The organism is Pandoraea apista, from assembly GCF_001465595.2.
Classification (GTDB): Bacteria; Pseudomonadota; Gammaproteobacteria; order Burkholderiales; family Burkholderiaceae; genus Pandoraea; species Pandoraea apista.
Map to the genome: position 1 here is coordinate 5,305,506 of NZ_CP013481.2, position 19,414 is coordinate 5,324,919.

General features: G+C 63.8%; 15 protein-coding genes, 1 tRNA gene and 3 pseudogenes. 4 read left to right on the forward strand and 15 right to left on the reverse strand.

Annotated features, from left to right (window positions below):
* Positions 1-6: 6 nt before the first annotated feature.
* From AT395_RS24025 to def, 14 genes and pseudogenes are all read right to left on the reverse strand, one after another.
* Positions 7-429: a DsrE family protein gene (locus tag AT395_RS24025; protein WP_042113892.1), complete on the reverse strand. Its 423-nt coding sequence runs from the start codon at positions 427-429 to the stop codon at positions 7-9.
* Positions 430-793: 364 nt separating this feature from the next.
* Positions 794-1,237, reverse strand: a complete 444-nt coding sequence (queD, locus tag AT395_RS24030) for a 6-carboxytetrahydropterin synthase QueD (RefSeq protein WP_042113890.1) — start codon at positions 1,235-1,237, stop codon at positions 794-796.
* A gap of 9 nt (positions 1,238-1,246) precedes the next feature.
* Positions 1,247-1,882, reverse strand: a complete 636-nt coding sequence (queE, locus tag AT395_RS24035; protein ID WP_042113888.1) for a 7-carboxy-7-deazaguanine synthase — start codon at positions 1,880-1,882, stop codon at positions 1,247-1,249.
* Between the two features lie 22 nt (positions 1,883-1,904).
* Positions 1,905-2,642: a 7-cyano-7-deazaguanine synthase QueC gene (queC, locus tag AT395_RS24040; RefSeq protein ID WP_042113886.1), complete on the reverse strand. Its 738-nt coding sequence runs from the start codon at positions 2,640-2,642 to the stop codon at positions 1,905-1,907.
* Positions 2,643-2,852: 210 nt separating this feature from the next.
* A tRNA-Phe gene (locus tag AT395_RS24045) sits at positions 2,853-2,928 on the reverse strand.
* Between the two features lie 107 nt (positions 2,929-3,035).
* A pseudogene (esaR, locus tag AT395_RS26415) lies at positions 3,036-3,224 on the reverse strand (response regulator transcription factor EsaR); the annotation flags it as partial.
* A gap of 185 nt (positions 3,225-3,409) precedes the next feature.
* Positions 3,410-3,776: pseudogene (gene esaR / locus AT395_RS26420) on the reverse strand (response regulator transcription factor EsaR); the annotation flags it as partial.
* A complete protein-coding gene (locus AT395_RS24055) occupies positions 3,777-6,068 on the reverse strand; it encodes a sensor histidine kinase (protein ID WP_269147747.1) in 2,292 nt (763 codons plus the stop codon). It abuts the pseudogene before it with no gap.
* Between the two features lie 298 nt (positions 6,069-6,366).
* Positions 6,367-6,954 (reverse strand): annotated as a pseudogene (locus tag AT395_RS24060) (DUF4390 domain-containing protein); the annotation flags it as partial.
* The gene (gene rsmB, locus AT395_RS24065; RefSeq protein ID WP_052765465.1) at positions 6,951-8,264 is read right to left on the reverse strand and encodes a 16S rRNA (cytosine(967)-C(5))-methyltransferase RsmB; all 1,314 of its coding nucleotides are present in this window, start codon (positions 8,262-8,264) and stop codon (positions 6,951-6,953) included. The pseudogene AT395_RS24060 and the gene rsmB, both read right to left, overlap by 4 nt.
* A gap of 173 nt (positions 8,265-8,437) precedes the next feature.
* Entirely contained in the window at positions 8,438-9,298 is an 861-nt protein-coding gene (gene htpX / locus AT395_RS24070; RefSeq protein WP_042113882.1) for a zinc metalloprotease HtpX, read from the reverse strand.
* Between the two features lie 210 nt (positions 9,299-9,508).
* Complete coding sequence (gene fmt / locus AT395_RS24075) at positions 9,509-10,492, reverse strand: methionyl-tRNA formyltransferase (protein WP_048628493.1); 984 nt, start codon at positions 10,490-10,492, stop codon at positions 9,509-9,511.
* 30 nt (positions 10,493-10,522) lie between these two features.
* Entirely contained in the window at positions 10,523-12,283 is a 1,761-nt protein-coding gene (locus tag AT395_RS24080) for an ArnT family glycosyltransferase (protein ID WP_048628492.1), read from the reverse strand.
* Positions 12,284-12,425: 142 nt separating this feature from the next.
* Positions 12,426-12,929 carry a peptide deformylase gene (gene def / locus AT395_RS24085; protein ID WP_039370642.1) on the reverse strand — a complete coding sequence of 168 codons (504 nt, stop codon included), beginning with the start codon at positions 12,927-12,929 and terminating at the stop codon, positions 12,426-12,428.
* Positions 12,930-13,058: 129 nt separating this feature from the next.
* Here def and dprA point away from each other — a divergent pair, with 129 nt between their 5' ends.
* From dprA to AT395_RS24100, 3 genes are all read left to right on the forward strand, one after another.
* On the forward strand, positions 13,059-14,552 hold the full coding sequence (gene dprA, locus AT395_RS24090; protein ID WP_231606095.1) for a DNA-processing protein DprA: 1,494 nt from the start codon (positions 13,059-13,061) through the stop codon (positions 14,550-14,552).
* A 101-nt stretch (positions 14,553-14,653) separates the two neighbouring features.
* Positions 14,654-15,043: a thioredoxin family protein gene (locus AT395_RS24095; protein WP_042113880.1), complete on the forward strand. Its 390-nt coding sequence runs from the start codon at positions 14,654-14,656 to the stop codon at positions 15,041-15,043.
* 226 nt (positions 15,044-15,269) lie between these two features.
* A complete protein-coding gene (locus AT395_RS24100; protein ID WP_042113879.1) occupies positions 15,270-17,978 on the forward strand; it encodes a DNA topoisomerase III in 2,709 nt (902 codons plus the stop codon).
* A gap of 100 nt (positions 17,979-18,078) precedes the next feature.
* On the opposite strand, the gene AT395_RS24105 is transcribed toward AT395_RS24100, so the two are convergent.
* Positions 18,079-19,047 carry a LysR family transcriptional regulator gene (locus tag AT395_RS24105; protein ID WP_052765462.1) on the reverse strand — a complete coding sequence of 323 codons (969 nt, stop codon included), beginning with the start codon at positions 19,045-19,047 and terminating at the stop codon, positions 18,079-18,081.
* Here AT395_RS24105 and AT395_RS25760 point away from each other — a divergent pair.
* Positions 19,046-19,222, forward strand: a complete 177-nt coding sequence (locus tag AT395_RS25760; protein WP_156181587.1) for a hypothetical protein — start codon at positions 19,046-19,048, stop codon at positions 19,220-19,222. The two genes, AT395_RS24105 and AT395_RS25760, sit on opposite strands and share 2 nt — an antisense overlap.
* Positions 19,223-19,414 lie beyond the last annotated feature (192 nt).

Here is a 19,414-nt window from a genome sequence, read left to right on the forward strand (position 1 = left end):
GCCGGCTTACGGCTTGATGTACGCGTAGCCCTTCTGCTGCAAGCGCGTGAGTTCGACCACGCCGGAGGGCGTGAAATCGGCGTCGAGCACAAACTGATCTTTCTTCAGATTGCGCTGCTTGAGCGTGATCTCACACACCTCGAACTTGACGCCACGCGCATGCAGCGCCGAGATCAGCGGTCCGACAGTCGCAGCATCCTTGTAGCTCTCCATCAGGAAATCGACCCCTTGCGAATGAGCGACGACCACGACGTCGGTATCCGGCGCAGTATCGAGCTGATTGCGAACATTGCGCAATGCGGCCAGCGCCTGATGCTCGGCGTCGTTGATGTGATACACGACCTTGTCGCGCGCGAACGCCGACGTGGCAGGCAGAGCAAATGCCGAAAGCAGGAATGCGGCCAGCAAGCCGCGCAGCAGCGTCTTCATGTGTGGAGTCCCCTGTGATTTACGTTGCGCCAGCCGCATCATAGCGCGTTGGCACGCAGGAGGCAGGGTCGAAAGGCACTGGCCCACTCAGCCTCAGACAGCCGAATCCGGATAGCCTTGCGCGACATCCACTCGACACTCGGCGGGCTATATGGCGGCGGAGAGTCCGCGGTGGGCGCGCCCGGAAGCGGGTGATGAGGGGGGTTGTCGATTGCCGAATACGGCGGCGGGGCGTCAGAATTCGTCCCGCAGCAGGCAGCATCCCAGTCAATTCGAGTGACGTCGCCACAATTCCGCTGGCGGCGCGAACAAATGCCGTACTGCCGACACATGCCGACACAACGACCGACACTGACACCGAGACTTATGCCGTGACTTCCGACCAGCAATTCGGTGTCTCGTACAGGCGCAAGCGCACCAGCCGCAGGTCGTGACCGTAGTGTGAGTCAAAGACACTGCTCAGCTTGTCGAAGGCCGCAGCGGCCAGATTCTCGACAGTCGGCACGCGATCGAAGATCACCGTCTTGTGATCGGGCATCGTCTCAAGGAAGTTTCGCACGGCCGTGTCGCCTTCGTAGACGAGAAACGCGTGATCCCACACCGAGACGAGGTGTTCGTTGGCAAGCGCCTTCACGTCGGCGAAGTCCATCACCATGCCGTTATCGGACGCACCGCTCTCGCGGCTCACCTCGCCCGCGAGCGTGATCTCGAGCACGTAGCGATGCCCGTGCAGGTTGCGGCACTGGCTTCGGTGATCGGGAATGCGGTGGCCCGCATCGAATTCGAGTTTCCGGGTAATCGTAATCACGGCAACGGCTCAGGGAATATTCAGATATTTGTGCGTCTGCATCGACAGCGACCAGCGCGGGTGCGATTTGCAGTAATCGATCGCCAGCTTCGTATTGGTGTCGCGCAGCGGGCCATCCATCGGCTGGAGATAGAAGTGCTGGAAATCGAGCGCTTCGTAATCGGCCAGACGCTGACGATCCTGGGGCACCACCACCTTCAACTCGTCGCCGCGCGTGACCACCATCTCCGCATCGGCTTTCGGGCTTACGCACACCCAGTCGATGCCTTCGGGAATGGCTTGTGTACCGTTGGTCTCGACGGCAATGCGAAAACCCTCGGCGTGCAGCGCCTCGATGAGCGGGGCGTCGAGTTGGAGCAGCGGCTCGCCGCCAGTGCACACGACGAACCGGTGCGCACGGTCGCCCTGCGGCCACAACGCCACGATCTGCGCGACAAGATCGGCCGGCGTGCGGTATTTGCCACCATTTTCGCCGTCGGTGCCGACAAAGTCGGTGTCGCAGAACTGGCAGACGGCGTCAGCACGGTCCTCTTCGCGACCGGTCCACAGGTTGCACCCTGCGAACCGGCAGAACACCGCCGGGCGGCCGGCATTCGCGCCCTCGCCCTGCAAGGTGTAGAAGATTTCCTTGACTGCGTACGTCATGATTCTCTCGATAGTCGAAGCATCAGGCCGCGCCGCGATCCTGATCGTTACTGCGTGCGCGCCACTGCTCGTAGCCGCGCTGGCGCAACTGGCACGCCGGACACTCGCCGCAACCGTAGCCCCACGGATGGAGCACGCTGCGCTCGCCCAGATAGCACGTGTGTGTGTCTTCGCGCACGGTCTCGACGAGCAACTCCCCGCCCAGATCCTGCGCCATCTGCCATGTGTCGGCCTTGTCGATCCACATGAGCGGAGTCTCGACGACAAAGCGCTGATCCATACCCAGATTGAGCGCGACCTGCAGCGCCTTCATGGTGTCGTCGCGACAGTCGGGGTAGCCCGAAAAATCGGTCTCGCACATCCCGCCGACCAGTACGCGCAAACCGCGCCGATACGCAATAGTCGCACCAATCGTCAGAAACAGCAGATTCCGGCCGGGCACGAAGGTATTGGGCAGATTATTTGCCGCCATCGCAATCGTGGTATCTCGCGTGAGCGAAGTCTCGCTGATCTGACCCAGGATCGACAGATCGATCATGTGGTCGTCGCCCAGGCGCGGCGCCCACTGCGGGAAACGCTCACGCAGCTTGGCCAATACGTCGGTGCGGCACTCAAGCTCCACGCCGTGACGCTGGCCGTAATCGAAGCCCAGCGTCTCGACGCGCGCATAGCGCGACAGCGCCCACGCGAGGCAGGTGGTCGAATCCTGTCCACCGGAGAACAGAACCAAAGCGGAATCGGTGCTTGTCGTCATGATCATGCGCTAGCAGTATCGCCCTCGCCGTCAGGGCGACGGGGGCCGGGGCACGCGCCTGCGGCCACCTCTCGGGCAGCCCGCGTGCGGGATATGTCACGCGATTTTGAACCGCGCCGGCCCGCGTCGCTATCGCCGGGACGTGATACCCATCATCGGGCAGCGTTTTCGTTCAAACGCAAAAAGGGCTTGCGATGTGCGCAAGCCCTTCGAATTTGGTGGCCTGGGTCGGAATCGAACCAACGACACGCGGATTTTCAATCCGCTGCTCTACCAACTGAGCTACCGGGCCAAGAGAAAAGCGATTATAGAGACTGCAGACGCTTTATGCAAGCCCTATATCGAAAAAATCCGCAGGAAAGCGGCATCGCAGCGCGCCGGCGCGCGCGGCACCCGCCCTCAGGTCTTGCTCTTGGACAGTTCCACGCCCAGTTGCTTGAGCTTGCGATACAAGTGCGTGCGTTCCAGCCCGGTTTTCTCGGCAACACGCGTCATGCTGCCGTGCTCCTTGGCCAGATGGTAAGCGAAGTAGGCACGCTCGAAAGCATCGCGCGCCTCGCGCAGCGGCACGTCGAAGGAGATATCCGCAGACATGCCCGTACCGGACGCCCCCGCGGCGCCCTCGGCGTCATGGCTGCTCAGCGATGCGTGATGCGTGGCTGCGCCGTTCAGGCCAGCGCCGGCATGGCGTGTTTCGCTCTCGCCGAAAACGCCGGTGTCGAGCGCATCGTCGTCGGCATCGAACACGCTCGCCGCGCCGCCCGACGGGTCGCGTTTGCCGCGTGCGAGACCCTGTTCCACCGCCTGCAACAGCTTTTGCAGGGCGATGGGCTTTTCGAGGAAATTGAGCGCACCGATCTTGGTCGCCTCGACGGCGGTGTCGATCGTCGCGTGGCCCGACATCATGATCACAGGCATGGTCAGCAACTGCTGTGCCGCCCATTCCTTGAGCAACGTCACGCCGTCGGTATCGGGCATCCAGATATCGAGCAGCACGAGGTCAGGCGTGTGCGTGGCGCGGAACGCACGCGCTTCCTGCGCGTTCTCCGCCACCTCCACGACATGCCCTTCGTCGCTCAGAATCTCCGAGAGCAGCTCCCGGATCCCCATTTCGTCGTCCACCACCAAAATGGTTGCCATTTACGCTACCTTCGTGTGTTCTGCCGGCTTGATGCTCGGCAGGTCCTGGTCGTCAGCCAATTGAGTAAACAAGATCGAAATCTGTGCGCCTGCACTGCCTTCGCCCTCGGGTAATGACCGGTTGCGAATGTCGATGCGTGCCTGATGCTCGTCGATGATCTTCTTGACCATCGCCAGCCCCAGCCCGGTGCCCTTCGACTTGGTCGTCACGTAAGGCTCGAATGCGCGGGTCAGAATGCGGGCCGGAAAGCCTGGCCCGTTGTCCGTAATCGTCAGACGCACCGCAGTGCGCTTCGGTTCGCCGGGATGCACATCCGATCCTGCGTATTCTACTGTCTTCGTTTCCACCGTGATAAGAGGGTTTTCGGTTCCGCTCACCGCATCTTGAGCATTCTGCAGCAGATTATGAATAACCTGACGCAATTGCGTCGAGTCACCGCGAATCTCCGGCAGTTCCGCATCGAGATACGGACGAATCGCCCCTCGCCCTTCGTCCACACCGTATAACGTCAACACCTCGCCGATCAACTCATTGAGTTGCAGCGGTTGCATGACCGCCGGCGGCAGGCGCGCGTAATCACGGAAATCGTCGACCATGCGCTTCATCGCGGCCACCTGATTGACGATCGTGGTCGCACCCCGGCGCAGCACTTCGGCATCGGCAGGCGGCAACTTGTCCGACAATTTCATCTGCAATCGCTCGGCCGACAACTGAATCGGCGTCAGCGGGTTCTTGATTTCATGCGCCAGCCGCCGCGCCACTTCGGCCCACGCGACCGAGCGCTGCGCCGAAATCACGTCGCTGATGTCGTCGAACACCACGACATAACCGCCGCCCGCCCGAGTCGGCACCCCAGCCACCGCGAGCATCGGCTCGGGCAAATGCGAGCCGCGCACGAGAAGCGTAACCGCATCGGTCTCGCCCGGCAGTGTCAGGCCGATCTGCTGTTGCCAATGTCCGCCCGGCCCGAGATCGGCATTGGCGTCGCGATCGGCGAAGGCACGGCGCAACGTCTCGCCGAACTCCACCAGCGCCGGAATATGGGCCGGCGACCGATTCAATTCGCCCTGAAAACTCTGCTTGAAGATGCGTTCGGCACCGGCATTGGCCGTCGTCAGACGGAAATCCCGGTCGAAGACGAACACCCCGGCCGTCAGACTCGACAGAATACTCTCCAGGTGAGCCTTCGAACTTTCGAGCGCGAGGCGGTTGCGCTCGACCGTCGCACGCGCGTCCGACAACTGGCGCGTCATCGCATTGAATGCCTGCGTGAGGAAACCAAGTTCGTCGTTGGTGCGTACCTCCCCCTTGGGCGACAGATCGCCCGCCGCGACTTCCTGCGTGCCACGCGCCAGCAGGAAGAGCGGCCGCGCAAGCTGATTCCCGAGCGCCAGCGCGAGCATCATGGCAACGAACGTTGCGAGGAACAGCGACAGCGTAAGCGTGCCGATATACATCTTGCGCAAACCGGTACGGCCCAACGCCTTTTCCTGATATTCGCGATACGCGTTCTGCACCGCCTCGGCATTCTGCGCGAGATTGGCCGGCACCAGTTGCGTGACTTGCAGGAAGCGCTCCTCGTCCTGCAATGACGACGAATAGCTCGACGGAATACGTATCACTACCCGCCAGCGCAGTTGATCGCCCCCCTGATGCTTGTCGTAGCCCTCGCTGCCTCCCTCGATGGACGTGTAGCCGCGCGATTGCGAGCGCGCCTGACGCAGCATGAGCGGCGTTGGCAGATCGGGCACGAGGGCATTGAAGTTGCCCGACGCCGAGGCGAGCACGCGTCCGTTGCCGTCGACGATCGTGGCGTCCTGCAAGCCGAACTGGTCACGCATGCGCAGCAACGTCAGCGTGCCGCCCTTGTCTGCGCTCGACGTCAGACTATCGGCAACGAGCTGCGCCTTCGCGCTCAGATCCGACAGACCGTTATTCAGGATGGCACGACCGAGTTCGAGCCCCGAATCGAGCGCAGTCTCCACGCGCACGTCGAACCACGATTCGATACTGCGCGAGACGAACTGCAACGACACCAGATAGATGATACCGCCCGGCAACACGCCGACCAGTGCAAAAAAGATCGCGAGCTTGGCCAGCAAACGCGTGCCGAAACGTCGCTGGCGCAGCCGCACCAGAATGATCCAGACCAGCGCGCCGACGATGAAAATGAAGATGATCGCCACCGCAATGTTCGCGGTGTAGAGCAGCGAATAATAGCGATCGAAGAACTCGGTATTGGCCGACGCAAGCGCGAGCAGGCAGAACAGCCCGATGGCGACCAGCGCCATCGTGACGATCAGCGTGCGAATGACGATGTGCTTGAGCAGGCCGCCGCCGTTATTTGACACGGGCAGCTCCGGGTGGCAACGCCGCACTGAAGGCCAGCGGCAGATTGCCCGTCAGACGGGGCGAAGTGTTCGCAGTGCCAAGGGTTCCCGAGGCCGCCACGGCCAACCCCGTGATGCCTGCGCTTGCAGGTGTGCTGGCAGGTGCGGCTGCCGCCGCGCCCGAGGCGCCCGGCGCGACGGAAGACGTTGCAACAACGGGCGACGCGGACAAGCTGGCCGCAGCCGGCGGCGATGTCGGTGAGAACATGAAGCGAGCCCATTCCGAACTGAGATTCCAGTCGCGGTTGTTCACGGCATCGATCTGGAACGGCTTGGGCATGAGGGCATTGTCGAGGCGCATGCGCACCGATGCCTGATATTGGGTGCCCGGTTTGGCAACCCCTTTGTCGATGACACGCCAGCCGCTGACGTTGCGCACGAGTGCAAGCGCGTCGCGCAACGAGGTGAAGCCGAGTTGCAGCCCGCCACTGTTGTTGTTGCCGTTATTGCTCGAGACCCGATATTGACGCGTGAGCGGCTGGAACCAGAGCCGCACGCTCTGCGAAGTGGACACGACCTTTTCGTCGAACCAGTACCAGCGTGAGCGCGTGAGTTCGAAGTCGGTCGTGAAATAAAGAGAGATGCCGCGATTGACCGCGTCTTCAAGGCTGCTGTTGAGTTCGAAGGCGAAGCGCGCGTCGAGCGACCAGCCACCCTCGGATGGCTCAAGTCGGGCTTCGCGGACTTGAATTTCGTTTTCGGCGCGCGCAGGCGCTGCGAAGCCGAGCGCAAAAACGCACAGCAGCAGCGGCAGCAAACTGGCCAGGAGCCGTTGGGAGAAAGTCACCGTTTCTGGAAGCGAGCGTAGTAGAAGCCGTCATGGGCGCCGCCAGGGGTCATTAGCAATTGCCCGGGAGCGTCCAATCGTACCGCATCTGTGCGAACACGTTCAAACCATTGCGCTTGCGCTTCGTTTTCCGCCGGGAAGACGGAACACGTTGCATAAATCAGTTCGCCGCCCACGGCCAGGGTCTCCCAGAGCGCCAGCAAAATGCGCTGCTGCTCCGCCACCAGGGCCGCGATGTCGGCCTCGCGGCGCAGCCAGCGAATATCCGGGTGACGCCGCACGATGCCGGCCGCCGAACAAGGCACGTCCGCCAAAATGCGGTCGAACGGCACACCGTCCCAGCCGCCACCCGACCACTTCGACGGGGCACCGGCATCGCCGATGCGCACGTCGGCGCTCAACCCCAGACGCTCGAGGTTCTCGTAGATGCGTGGCACTCGCGTGCGATCCGACTCCAGCGCAACGACTTCGACGTCTGCCATTTCCAGCAGATGACCGGTCTTGCCGCCGGGGGCCGCACAAGCGTCCAGCACCCGCATGCCCGGGCGCGGGTTCTCGCCCAGCACCAGCGGGGCCGCCAGTTGCGCGCCCGCATCCTGCACCGACACCCAGCCATCGGCGAATCCCGGCAGCCGGTCCACCGGCACAGCCTGCGCAAGACGCAACGCCACCGGGCCGATGACCTCCGCCGCCATCCCCTCCTGCATCAGGCGCGCCTGCATGTCGGCCACGCTGGTGCGGCGCGTGTTCACGCGCAGCGTCATCGGGCCACGGCTATCGCCCGCAGCAAGCAACGTCTCCCATTGATCCGGATAAGCCCGGCGCACCGTCTCGATCCACCAGGTGGGGTAGTTCCAGCGTGCTTCGGGCTGTCTGGCAATCTCCGCCAGCAGGGTATCGCGCTCGCGCAGATAGCGACGCAGCACGGCGTTGGCCAGTCCCTTCGCCGCGACGGTGCGGCGCTGTGCGGCAATCGCCTCGACGGCCTGATCGACGACGGTAAATTCGGTGTACGCAGCATCCTCAGGGTCGTCTTGCAGCAAGGCAAGGGCACACAACAGGATGTCGCGCACGCGGGCTTGCAGCGCGGGTTTGACCAGCAACGCGAGCAACGCGCGGCTGCTGCCGAGGCGGCGCACGGCGCGGTAGGCCAGATCTTGTGCTGCGGCACGGGCGGTCGGCACGCTTTGCGCGGTGGCCTGCGCCAGCGCTTGCGGCAACGCGGTGCCCTTCTGGACGGATTCGAGCGCCTGCGCGGCACGTTGCAGCGCGTAGGCCAGGGATTCGGAGGGCAGACTCGGTTGCGGCATGGGCTTTCTACAAACGAACATGCCCGCGCGACGGCGGGCATGGGAGGCTATCGGACGGCTGTCGGGCGACAGGATAGCAGACTGGCGACGCTTGCCCGAGCACACCCCCGGGCGAGCGGCCAGGCCTCACCTCGGCGAGGTCAGTCCTCACTTCCGGAGCATCGTTAGCGCGTTCAGGCGGGATACTGCCCGGTGCGCGCCATCTCCATCAAGCGCGCAATGCGCTCTTCGGTCGCCGGGTGCGTCGAGAACAGATTGGCGATGGCGCCGCCGGACAGCGGATTCATAATCATCATCTGTGCCGTGGCGGGATGCTGCTCGGCCGCCTCGAAAGGAATACCCTGCGCGTAGCGGTGGATCTTGTCGAGCGCCGCCGCGAGCGCCTGCGGGTCGCCGGAGATTTCCGCACCGCCCCGGTCTGCCTCGAACTCCCGGGCACGCGAAATCGCCATCTGAATCAGCGACGCCGCCAGCGGCGCAAGAATCGCCACGGCAATGCTCGCGATCGGATTGGCCGGACGGCCGTTCTGGTCACGTCCGCCGAAGAACATCGCGAAGTTGGCGAGCGCCGAAATGGCACCGGCCATTGTCGCGGAGATGGTCGAGATGAGAATGTCGCGATGCTTCACATGCGCCAGTTCGTGCGCCATCACGCCGCGCAGTTCCCGATCGGAGAGCACGCGCAGAATGCCCGTCGTGGCAGCCACGGCGGCATTCTCCGGATTGCGGCCGGTCGCAAACGCATTCGGGGAGTCTTCGTTGATCAGGTACACCTTCGGCATCGGCAGCCCGGCCCGCTGCGACAGTTCGCGCACCATGTTGTAGAACTGCGGTGCACTCGTCTCGTCGACTTGCTGCGCGTTGTACATGCGCAGCACCATCTTGTCCGAGAACCAGTACGAAAAGAAATTCATCGCGAGCGCGAACGCCAGCGCGAGCATCATGCCCTGCTTGCCGCCGATCATGCCGCCCACCACCATGAACAACGCGGTGATGGCCGCCATCAGCAGGGTGGTCTTCATCCAATTGAACATGGTGTTCTCCTCTGCAAATCTTGCTGACCCGAGGAGCCACGCACTTTGCGTGTCCTCGGGCGTTAGATGGTGCCGGACGTCGAAAATTCAACGTCTGCGCCGCCAGCTTAGATACTTTTCTGACGTTTGCCTGCGTTTCCTGCCAATTCACCGACGTTTTGCGTCTTTGTCATGCGGTTTCGATGGCGGGCCCGTGGACATGAGCGGCCGTTACTTCGCCTGCGGTTCGGCGTTCGCGAACACGTCGCCTGGCGTCAGCGCAAATCCGGCGAGAAATTCACGGACCGGCAAACGTTTGCCGCCCGGCTTCTGGCATTCGGTCACACACAATGCGCCATTCCCGCAAGCGACGACGACGGCGTCAGCGCTCACTTCGAGAACGGTGCCCGGCGCCGCCCCCGGCTTGCCCGCCACGGCACTTGCGCGCCACAGCTTGACGGGGGTGTCGTGCACCGTGCCGAGCGCGCCGGGGAACGGGTCGAACGCCCGCACCTGACGCGCCAGCACTTCGGCAGGTTTGCGCCAGTCGAGCACCGCCTCCTGCTTGGCGATCTTCTCGGCGTAGGTCACGCCCTCCTCGGGCTGGGCGACACTTGGCAGATGCCCGTCGCGCGCGAGTTGACGCAATGCGTCGACGATCAGCTTGCCACCCAGCGCCGCCATGCGGTCGTGCAGCACGGCGGTCGTGTCGTCGGGGCCAATGGGTTCGGCCTCGCGCAGAATCATGGCGCCCGTATCGAGGCCGGCATCCATCTGCATGATGGTGATACCGGTCTCGGTGTCGCCCGCCTCGATGGCGCGGTGAATAGGCGCGGCCCCCCGCCAGCGCGGCAGCAGCGACCCGTGAATGTTCAGGCACCCGTAACGCGGCAGATCGAGCACTTCCTGCGGAAGGATCAGGCCGTAGGCGGCCACGACCATGACGTCGGGCGCCAGCGCGCGAAGTTGTTCGATGGCGGCCGCCGCCTCCTCGGGATACTTGCCGTTACGACGCAGCGACGGCGGCTGCGACACCGGCATGCCGTGCGCCAGCGCATAGCGCTTGACCGGACTGGCTTGCAGCTTCATGCCTCGCCCGGCAGGACGATCCGGCTGAGTGAGTACCAACTCGACGGGAAAACCAGCGGCATCGATGGCGGCAAGCGCGGTTTGCGCGAATTCCGGCGTACCGGCGAAGACGATGCGAAGCGTCATGACGAACTTTCTCCTGCTGAACGCTATAACTTACTGGATGACGCCGGTGGCTGCCCCGGTCGAGCCCGCCGAAACGGCCGGCGCGACGAAGGCACGGAAGCGTTCGTTGGTGTCGCCTGCACGACCACCTTGCCAGATCTCGCGCCAGCCTTGGGGGGCAGGAATACGCGCGTTGGCCTTGTCGAGCAGCAGCAGCACGCCGCAGCGCGAGGCCTGTGACAGATCCGGGAGCTGCACCGGACGCACATCGATGAAATAGTCGAGCATCGCGCGCTCCGACTCGCCCACGTTGAACGACCCGATGCAGGCGTTGGTTGCCGAGGCCCCGGCAGGTGCGGCAGGTGCGACATGCGCAAGCGATTCGCGCAGCGCAGCGAACGGCGTGCGGTAGCTGCGCGCCTCGTTGATCCATGGCAGCAACAGCGTCGAGAGCGTTCCCCAGACGAACATCAGCCCCGCGAAACCGAAAACAAGAGCGCCTAGCTCACGGCGATGCACGATGGCCGTTATCCACAGTCCGGCAATGACGAGCGCCGCAAGTACGAGGCCCGGCGAGAAGGGCAGCACGTAGTCAAGCGGCAGCCACTTGCCGATCGGCCCGGCGGCAACGTGTCCGTTGCCAGTCAGTTGCAGCCCCCAGCGCGCCCACAGGAACAGGCCCAGCGCACTCATGAGCACAAGCGCCACGCCCGACCACGTCTTCTCCAGCCAGGCGGGCAGGCGTACACCCGCACCCAGCACGGCGATGGCCGGGAAGAGCGACAGCATATAGATATCGCGAATGGCCGACGAGACCACGAGCGTCAGCACGAACAAGCCCGAATAGAGCCAGAGCATGGCCTGTTCCGGATGCTCGCTCAGGAAGCGCCGCAACCCGCCTTGTCTCAGTTGCGCGACCAAGGCGCCAACGGCGAGCCAGCCGGCGGGAAACGTCAGGCCGATCAGGCTGGTGAGGTCGTTCCAGTACGACTTGCGCTCGCCGCCCAGATGAACGAAGCCGAAGAAGCGGCCGAAGTTGTTGTCCCAGAACCATTCGACGAAAAGCGGCTCGGAGGCATGCCAGAACATTAGCGGCCAAATGACGACCCACGGCAGCGCCGCCAGCACCGCCCAAGCGAGCGCGCTAGCGTAGCGACGCGTGCGATAGGCGGGCAGCACGAGCACGGCCAGCGCGGTCAGCCCCAGCACGCCGGGCACGAGAAGGCCCTTGCTCAGAAAGGCGATGCCCGCGCCGGTACCGAACAGCAATCCCCACAGGCGCGTGGGGTTCTCGGGCCTGGCCAAACGCGCCAGCGCGGCGAGCGCGAGCGCCGCGCCCGCCAGTTGCGGCACGTCGGCGGTGAGTTTATGAATGTTCTCAATGGCGCCGAAGCTCCCCACCATCAACATGGGAGCGAGCCAATTGAAAGTGTCCGGGTTATGCGTGTGGGCCGGGCTGTAAAGACGTTGCGCCAGTCGGCCGACGCAAAGCGCCGCCATCACGAGCCAGGCGAGCACCGCGAGTTGTGCGCCATCGAAGACCGGCAGCACGCCAGATGCCAATCGCGCGAAAAACGCCCCCGTCCAATACATGACGGGCGGCTTCTCCACGAAGGGATCGGCGGCCACATGCGGCACGATCAGGTCGTGGCCACGGAAGAAATTCAGCACCATGCCGACGGAATACGGCTCGTCGGCTTTCCAGGGGTCACGGTCGAAGAGTCCGGCCAGCAGGAAGGCGAACAGAAGTGCGGCGCTCAGCCAATAGATCGTGCGGGTGCGGGAAGACGACGAGGTGATGGCGATAGACATCTCGGCTAACAGTCGGGAGTTGGCCCGACGGCAGACGTTCGAGACGCTCCGTCGCAGCGGCAGAAGACGGGCGAGGGCCCGCGAGCGCTGCAAGTATAGAGGACTTTACCGTGCGCGCCCAAGCCGGGCGTGCCGGCCGGGGTCAGGCGCGCTCGACCTGCTTCTTCATCTTTTGCTTGATACGGTTGCGCTTGAGCGGCGAGAGGTACTCGACGAACACGCGGCCCTTGAGGTGATCCATTTCGTGCTGAATGCACACGGCAAGCAGGCCGTCGGCGTCGAGTTCGAACTTCTCGCCCTTCTCGTTCAGGGCACGCACGCGCACACGATCGGCACGCTCGACTTCATCGTAGATGCCGGGTACCGAGAGGCAGCCCTCTTCGTAGACTTTCTGTTCGTCGCTGCGCCAGACGATCTCGGGGTTGATGAACACGCGCAGTTCGTCGCGCGTTTCCGAGAGATCCATCACGATGACCTGCTCGTGCACGTCGATCTGCGTGGCCGCGAGGCCGATGCCGGGGGCGTCGTACATGGTCTCGGCCATGTCCTTGACGAGTTGGCGGATCCGGTCGTCGACCTGGGCGACCGGCTTGGCCACCTTGTGCAGACGCGGATCGGGATATTGAAGAATTGTCAGTAATGCCATGATGAAAACGGGAATTCGCCGCATTGCCTTGAGGAGGGCCGCGAACGCACAATCTTGCGATGGAGACTGCGTCGCGAGGCTCGCGCCGCAGCCGATGCCAACCTTGGCCCCCCGGTCAATGCTTACCGGATGATGAAAAATTTTAGCATAGCGCCCCTGCCGGCGCTGGCGGCCGGCGATACACCGCTCGCCCGAGACGCCCGCGCCGACGCCGATTTCTGCGTCCTTCCCAGTGTCCTCGCCAACGTCGCTTCCGTCGCTTCCGTCGCTTCCGTCGCGTCCGTCGCCCCCGACGACTGCCCTGCCGACATCACTTCCGACGAACGCCTCCCCGCGGCCTCCGATGGAAAGCAGGTCGGTGCCGATCCCACGGAAATCAAGGACTGGCTGCGTTTGTGCCACACGCCCGGCGTGCCGCCCGTTGCCACACGACGTCTGCTGACGGTCTTCGGTCTGCCGGATGCGGTCTTTCGTGCGTCGCGCAGCGACCTCTCCCGCGTCCTGCCCCACGATCTCGTCGCCCGGCTGCTGGCGCCGGTCGGCACCGATCTTGCCGCGCTGATTGCCCGCACCCTCGACTGGGCCCGCCGCCCGGGATGCACCGTGGTGACATTGTCCGAGGCGGCCTATCCACGCGCGCTTCTGGCCCTCGGCGATGCGCCTCCCCTCCTGTATTGCCGGGGCGACATCGGCTTGCCAAACCGGGCGGGCGATAGGGCAGTGGCGCTCGTCGGCAGTCGTCGTGCCACACCGCAAGGGCGCGACAACGCGCGCCACTTCGCGCGTGCGCTGGGTGGCGCAGGCGTGACCGTCGTGTCGGGACTGGCGGCCGGTATCGACGCTGCCGCGCACGAAGGCGCGCTGGAGACGGCGGGACGCACCTGTGCGGTCGTTGGCACCGGGGCCGACATCGTCTACCCCGCGCGCCACGGTGCGCTCGCCGAGCGCATTGCCGAGCGGGGTCTGTTGCTGTCCGCGTTCCCCATCGGCACGCCGCCCCGGCCGGATCATTTTCCGCGCCGCAACCGGCTGATTGCGGCGTTGGCGAGGTGCACAGTGGTCGTGGAAGCGGCCACGCAATCCGGGTCGCTCATCACGGCGCGTCTGGCGGGCGAGTTGGGCCGCGACGTACTGGCCATTCCCGGTTCGATCCACGCGCCGCAAAGCCGGGGTTGTCACACGTTGATCCGGGATGGCGCCACGCTCGCCACCTCGCCCGATGATGTCTTCGAGGCGTTAGGGATGGCACCGCCTGCCGCGACAATCAGCGCACACCCCCAGGGCGACGGCCTCTCGCCGCGCGCCGGCAAACAACGACACGCGCTGCCAAGCCCGCGGTCGGCCATTGTGCCCGATGGCCTGTCCGACACGTCCGACGGGAACGCTCTCAGCGTACCGACTGTCCATGTCACCGTGACCTCGCCTGCCAGCATGCCGGCGGGCACGACAGCGATCCTGGAGGCACTGGGTTATGATCCCGTCAGCGCAGACACCCTCTGCGCACGCACCGGCATGGAAGTCCCCGAAGTCCTTGCCCATCTGAGCACACTCGAACTCCATGGCCGGATCGCCCGCCTGCCCGGCGGCCGTTTTGTCCGGCTGACAGCGTCGGCCATACGCTAGCGGAACACCGGTTGGCCGAAGGCGGGTTCTATTCCGGCAAGTCCCGGGAATCGCCGGCAACCGCGCTCCCCCAATACCGAGATACCGATAACTCCGACACCATGCCCGTTTTCGATCCCGTCGCCGACCGTTCTGCGCTGGCTGCCGCGCTGGCCGATGGCAACACGCGCCTCGTGGCTTGTCTTTGCGCGGCGTGGTGCGGCACCTGCCGCGAATACGCGCAAACGTTCGAGCAACTGGCAGCCAGCCATCCCGCGTTGTGCTTCGTCTGGGTGGACATTGAGACCCATGCCGACTGGCTGGACGATCACGACATCGAGAACTTCCCTACCGTGCTGGTTCAGGACGCGTCGCAGCCGACTCGACAGGCGCGTTTCTTCGGCCCGGTATTGCCTGCCATCGGCATTCTCGAGCGTATGCTCGACGCCCGCGTGCTGGGCGACGCCACCGTCGTCGCCCCCGCCCTGCGCGAGCACCTCCTTGCCGGATAACGCCAGCCGGAACCGCACGACGGGAACGCCTGGCACGGTACGGCGGCGCGCCGTAGCCCTCGCACTGCCCCACCGGCCCCACGCTTGCCGCCGGCCTGCGACGCGCTTATGATGTGCCGCTTTCAGGCACGCCTTGTGCCCGATCCGACGGCAACGCCGGATTGGCTATATGTTATAAAGCCAACGAATGTCGCTTGGCGACACCTCCTCAACATTACCTAACGTCATGTCAAAAGCTCTGATCATTGCCGAGAAACCGTCCGTCGCGAATGACATCGCGCGGGCGCTGGGCGGCTTTACCAAGCATGACGAGTACTTCGAGAACGACGATTATGTCGTCTCCTCGGCGGTTGGCCACCTCGTCGAAATCGGCGCGCCGGAAGACTATGAAGTCAAACGCGGCAAGTGGAGCTTCGCCAACCTTCCCGTGATTCCCCCCCATTTCGACCTCAAGCCGATCGCCAAGAGCGAGTCGCGCCTGAAGGTGCTCACTCGCCTCATCAAGCGCAAGGACATCGATGTCCTGATCAACGCCTGTGACGCGGGGCGCGAAGGGGAACTGATCTTCCGCCTGATCGCGCAGCATGCGAAGGCGAAGCAGCCGGTCAAGCGTCTGTGGCTGCAATCGATGACGCCGCAGTCGATCCGCGACGGCTTCAAGCGCCTGCGCACCGACGACGACATGTTGCCGCTGGCCGACGCCGCGCGCAGCCGTGCCGAAGCCGACTGGCTGGTAGGGATCAACGGCACGCGCGCCATGACCGCCTTCAACAGCAAGGGCGGCGGCTTCTTCCTGACGACGGTCGGTCGCGTGCAAACGCCGACGCTGTCGATCGTGGTGGAGCGCGAAGAGAAGATTCGCAAGTTCGTGTCGCGCGACTACTGGGAAGTGAAGGCCGAGTTCGTCGCCTCGGCCGGCTTCTACGAGGGCCGCTGGTTCGACCCGAGCTTCAAGCGCAACGAATTCGATCCGGAGCAGCGCGATTCGCGCCTCTGGAGCGTGGCGGCAGCCGAATCGGTCGTGGCCGCCGTGCGCGGCAAGCACGGCACCGTCACGGAAGAATCGAAGCCGACATCGCAGCTCTCGCCGCTGCTGTTCGACCTCACAAGCCTGCAACGCGAAGCCAACAGCCGTTTCGGCTTTTCCGCGAAGAACACGCTGGGTCTGGCGCAGGCGCTGTATGAAAAGCACAAGGTGCTGACGTACCCGCGTACCGACGCGCGCGCCCTGCCGGAAGACTATCTGGACACCGTCAAAGAGACGATGGCCGTGCTCAAGGAGAGCAACAATTACCACCAGTTCGCCGATCAGGTCCTGAGAAAGGACTGGGTCAAGCCGAACAAGCGGATCTTCGACAACAGCAAGATCAGCGATCACTTTGCCATCATCCCGACGCTGCAGGCGCCGAAGAACCTCTCGGAGCCGGAGCAGAAGCTGTACGACCTCGTGGTCAAGCGCTTCCTGGCGGTGTTCTTCCCGGCAGCCGAGTCGCTGGTGACGACACGCATCACGGAAGTGGTCGGTCACCACTTCAAGACCGAAGGCAAGGTGCTGGTCAACGCCGGTTGGCTCGCCATCTACGGCAAGGAAGGCGCGGGCGACGGGAAAGACAGCAAGGACGGCAAGGAAGAGCAGCCGAACCTCGTGCCCGTCGCGAAGGACGAGAAGGTCGGCGTGGACAAGGTCGAAGCCGTTGGCCTGCAGACCAAGCCCCCCGCACGCTACAGCGAAGCCACGCTGCTCTCCGCCATGGAAGGCGCGGGCAAGCTGGTCGAAGACGGCGAGCTGCGCGAGGCGATGGCCGGCAAGGGGCTGGGCACACCGGCCACGCGCGCCGCGATCATCGAAGGCTTGCTGACGGAAAAGTACCTGGTGCGCGAAGGCCGCGAGTTGCATCCCACGGCCAAGGCATTCCAGTTGATGACGCTCCTGCGCGGCCTCGGCGTGGATGAACTCACGTTGCCCGAACTCACGGGCGAGTGGGAAGCCAAACTCTCGCAGATCGAGCGCGGCGGCCTCAAGCGTGACGAGTTCATGCACGAAATCGCACAAATGACGCAAACCATCGTCAAGCGTGCGAAAGAATACGACTCGGACACGATCCCCGGCGACTATGCAACGCTCACCACACCGTGCCCGCATTGCGGCGGCGTGGTGAAAGAGAACTACCGCCGTTTTGCGTGTACGAATTGCAGCTTCTCGATCTCGAAGATCCCGGGCGGACGTCAGTTCGAAATCCCGGAAGTCGAAGAGTTGCTCAAGAACAAGACGATCGGACCGCTGTCGGGCTTCCGGAGCAAGATGGGACGCCCGTTCTCGGCCATTCTCAAGCTCTCGCCCGATGACGAGATGGGCTACAAGCTCGAGTTCGACTTCGGTCAGGACAACGGCGACGAAGACGGAGAAGCGCCAGACTTCACGGGACATGAGCCGGTCGGCAAGTGTCCGAAGTGTGGCGGGCGCGTGTTCGAGCACGGCATGCGGTATGTCTGCGAGAACGCGGTCGCGAACCCGAAGACCTGCGACTTCACGTCCGGCAAGGTGATTCTCCAGCAGGAAATCACGCGTGAGCAGATTCACAAGCTGCTGACCGAGGGCAAGACGGATCTGTTGACGAACTTCAAGTCGTCGCGCACGGGCCGTACGTTCAAGGCCTATCTGGCCAAGCAGAAGGACGGCACGATCGGCTTCGAATTCGAGGCGAAAGCCCCGAAGAAGACTGCCGCGAAGGCGGGCGACGCCGAAGGCGACGAGAAGGCCGCACCGGCGCGCAAGACGGCTGCGAAGACCGCTGCCAAGGCACCGGCAAAGAAGGCGCCTGCGAAGAAGGCCGCCGCCAAGAAGACGACGGCGAAGGCCAAAACGGACGCGACACCGGCCGCCGGTGCATCGGACGATGCCGCCGCTTTCGACGAAGACGACGCACCGTTCTAAGCGGGTTGAGCATCGCATTGCCCCGCACGTCCCGGGGCAATGAAAAACGGCCACTCCCTCACGGGCGTGGCCGTTTTGCCATCTGGCGGTGCAAACTCAATCAGACCTGAATTTCGGCGTTCGGCGTGGTCGGCGACGGGAGCTTGGGCGGCACCCAGCGTTCGGCAGCAGAAATACCTTCGTTCTGACGGAAATATTCGACCGTCAGATCGATGAAACCACGCGTCTTGGCCGACAGGTACTTACGGCTTGGGTAGACGAGCGAGACATCGACCGGTGTTTGCGAGAAGTTGCGCAGCAACGCAACGAGATCGCCGTCACGAACATCGTTACCGACGAGATACGACGGCAGGAATGCAATGCCGTGTCCGAGCAGCACCGACTGGCGCAGCAATGCCGTGTTGTTGCAAATGAACTTGTTCTGCACCCGCACGCGCACTTCGCCGTCCGGGCCGGAGAACACGCGGTCGTCGCTCCAGAAGTCGTTGGGCAGGCCCAGCACGCCGTGCTCGCCCAGTTCCTGCGGCGTCACCGGCTCGCCATGTTCGGCAATATAAGCGGGCGATGCGCACAGCATCACGCGCGTTTCGGCGAGCACACGCGAGATCAGGCTTTCGCTGTTGATCATGCGGGTCAACAAAATGCCGCAGTCGTAGCCTTCTTCCACCAGATCGATCGCGCGATCGGTCAGCGTAAGGTCGACCACCACCTTCGGGTGCATCTCCTGATATTTCTTGACCAGCGGGGCGAGGTTTCGCAAACCGAAGGAGACTGGCGCTACCACCTTCAAGGTGCCCTTCGGATCACGCGATGCGCTGGAGATGAGGGCATCGGCCTCGTCGACTTCGTCGAGAATTTGCCGGCAGCGTTCGAGATACACCTGCCCGGCGCCGGTCAGCGACAGGCTGCGCGTGGTGCGGTTGAGAAGACGAACGCCGAGATGCGATTCCAGTTCCGCGACGTGGCGCGTGACCACGGCGGCGGACAGATCCATCTGGGCAGCCGTACGGGCAAAACTCCCGTTGTCGGCCACTTTGACGAAAACGCGCATCGATTGCAGTCGGTCCATGTTCTTTCCAATCGTGATGTGCCGCGTCGTTCAGGCGATGACGAGTATGGGCGAACCGGTGATTCACCGGCACTGTAGATACCCGCAGGCACCGGCCGGACGCCACCCCGAACCGATTCGGGAGAGCCGCGCGCGTGCCGCCAAGGGTGTCGACACGGCGGGGGGACTTCAATAAGCCGCTAGCTTACCGTAGACGGCCAAAAATTGCTTGACGCGGCAACGATTTGAGCACGCGACCTGCGTAGCAAATACGCACCATCGTCATGCCATCTGCGCCAAACGTCACCGTTCAATCCTCTTCATCGGCGAACACGCTTGCCGCGCTCGGATTCCCGACTGCCAGCGGAAGGTTTGATGCAGGTCAGGG

Excerpts from the sequence above, each read along its gene's own strand:
- AT395_RS24095 (WP_042113880.1), top strand. The coding sequence starts at position 14,654 with ATGCCCGTTTTCGATCCCGTCGCCGACCGTTCTGCGCTGGCTGCCGCG.
- AT395_RS24025 (WP_042113892.1), bottom strand. The coding sequence starts at position 429 with ATGAAGACGCTGCTGCGCGGCTTGCTGGCCGCATTCCTGCTTTCGGCA.
- queE (WP_042113888.1), bottom strand. The coding sequence starts at position 1,882 with ATGACGTACGCAGTCAAGGAAATCTTCTACACCTTGCAGGGCGAGGGC.
- AT395_RS24100 (WP_042113879.1), top strand. The coding sequence starts at position 15,270 with ATGTCAAAAGCTCTGATCATTGCCGAGAAACCGTCCGTCGCGAATGAC.
- rsmB (WP_052765465.1), bottom strand. The coding sequence starts at position 8,264 with ATGCCGCAACCGAGTCTGCCCTCCGAATCCCTGGCCTACGCGCTGCAA.
- AT395_RS24080 (WP_048628492.1), bottom strand. The coding sequence starts at position 12,283 with ATGTCTATCGCCATCACCTCGTCGTCTTCCCGCACCCGCACGATCTAT.
- AT395_RS24105 (WP_052765462.1), bottom strand. The coding sequence starts at position 19,047 with ATGGACCGACTGCAATCGATGCGCGTTTTCGTCAAAGTGGCCGACAAC.
- htpX (WP_042113882.1), bottom strand. The coding sequence starts at position 9,298 with ATGTTCAATTGGATGAAGACCACCCTGCTGATGGCGGCCATCACCGCG.
- AT395_RS25760 (WP_156181587.1), top strand. The coding sequence starts at position 19,046 with ATGTTCTTTCCAATCGTGATGTGCCGCGTCGTTCAGGCGATGACGAGT.
- fmt (WP_048628493.1), bottom strand. The coding sequence starts at position 10,492 with ATGACGCTTCGCATCGTCTTCGCCGGTACGCCGGAATTCGCGCAAACC.
- queC (WP_042113886.1), bottom strand. The coding sequence starts at position 2,642 with ATGATCATGACGACAAGCACCGATTCCGCTTTGGTTCTGTTCTCCGGT.
- AT395_RS24055 (WP_269147747.1), bottom strand. The coding sequence starts at position 6,068 with ATGGCGCTGGTCGCCATCGGGCTGTTCTGCCTGCTCGCGCTTGCGTCG.
- dprA (WP_231606095.1), top strand. The coding sequence starts at position 13,059 with ATGATGAAAAATTTTAGCATAGCGCCCCTGCCGGCGCTGGCGGCCGGC.
- def (WP_039370642.1), bottom strand. The coding sequence starts at position 12,929 with ATGGCATTACTGACAATTCTTCAATATCCCGATCCGCGTCTGCACAAG.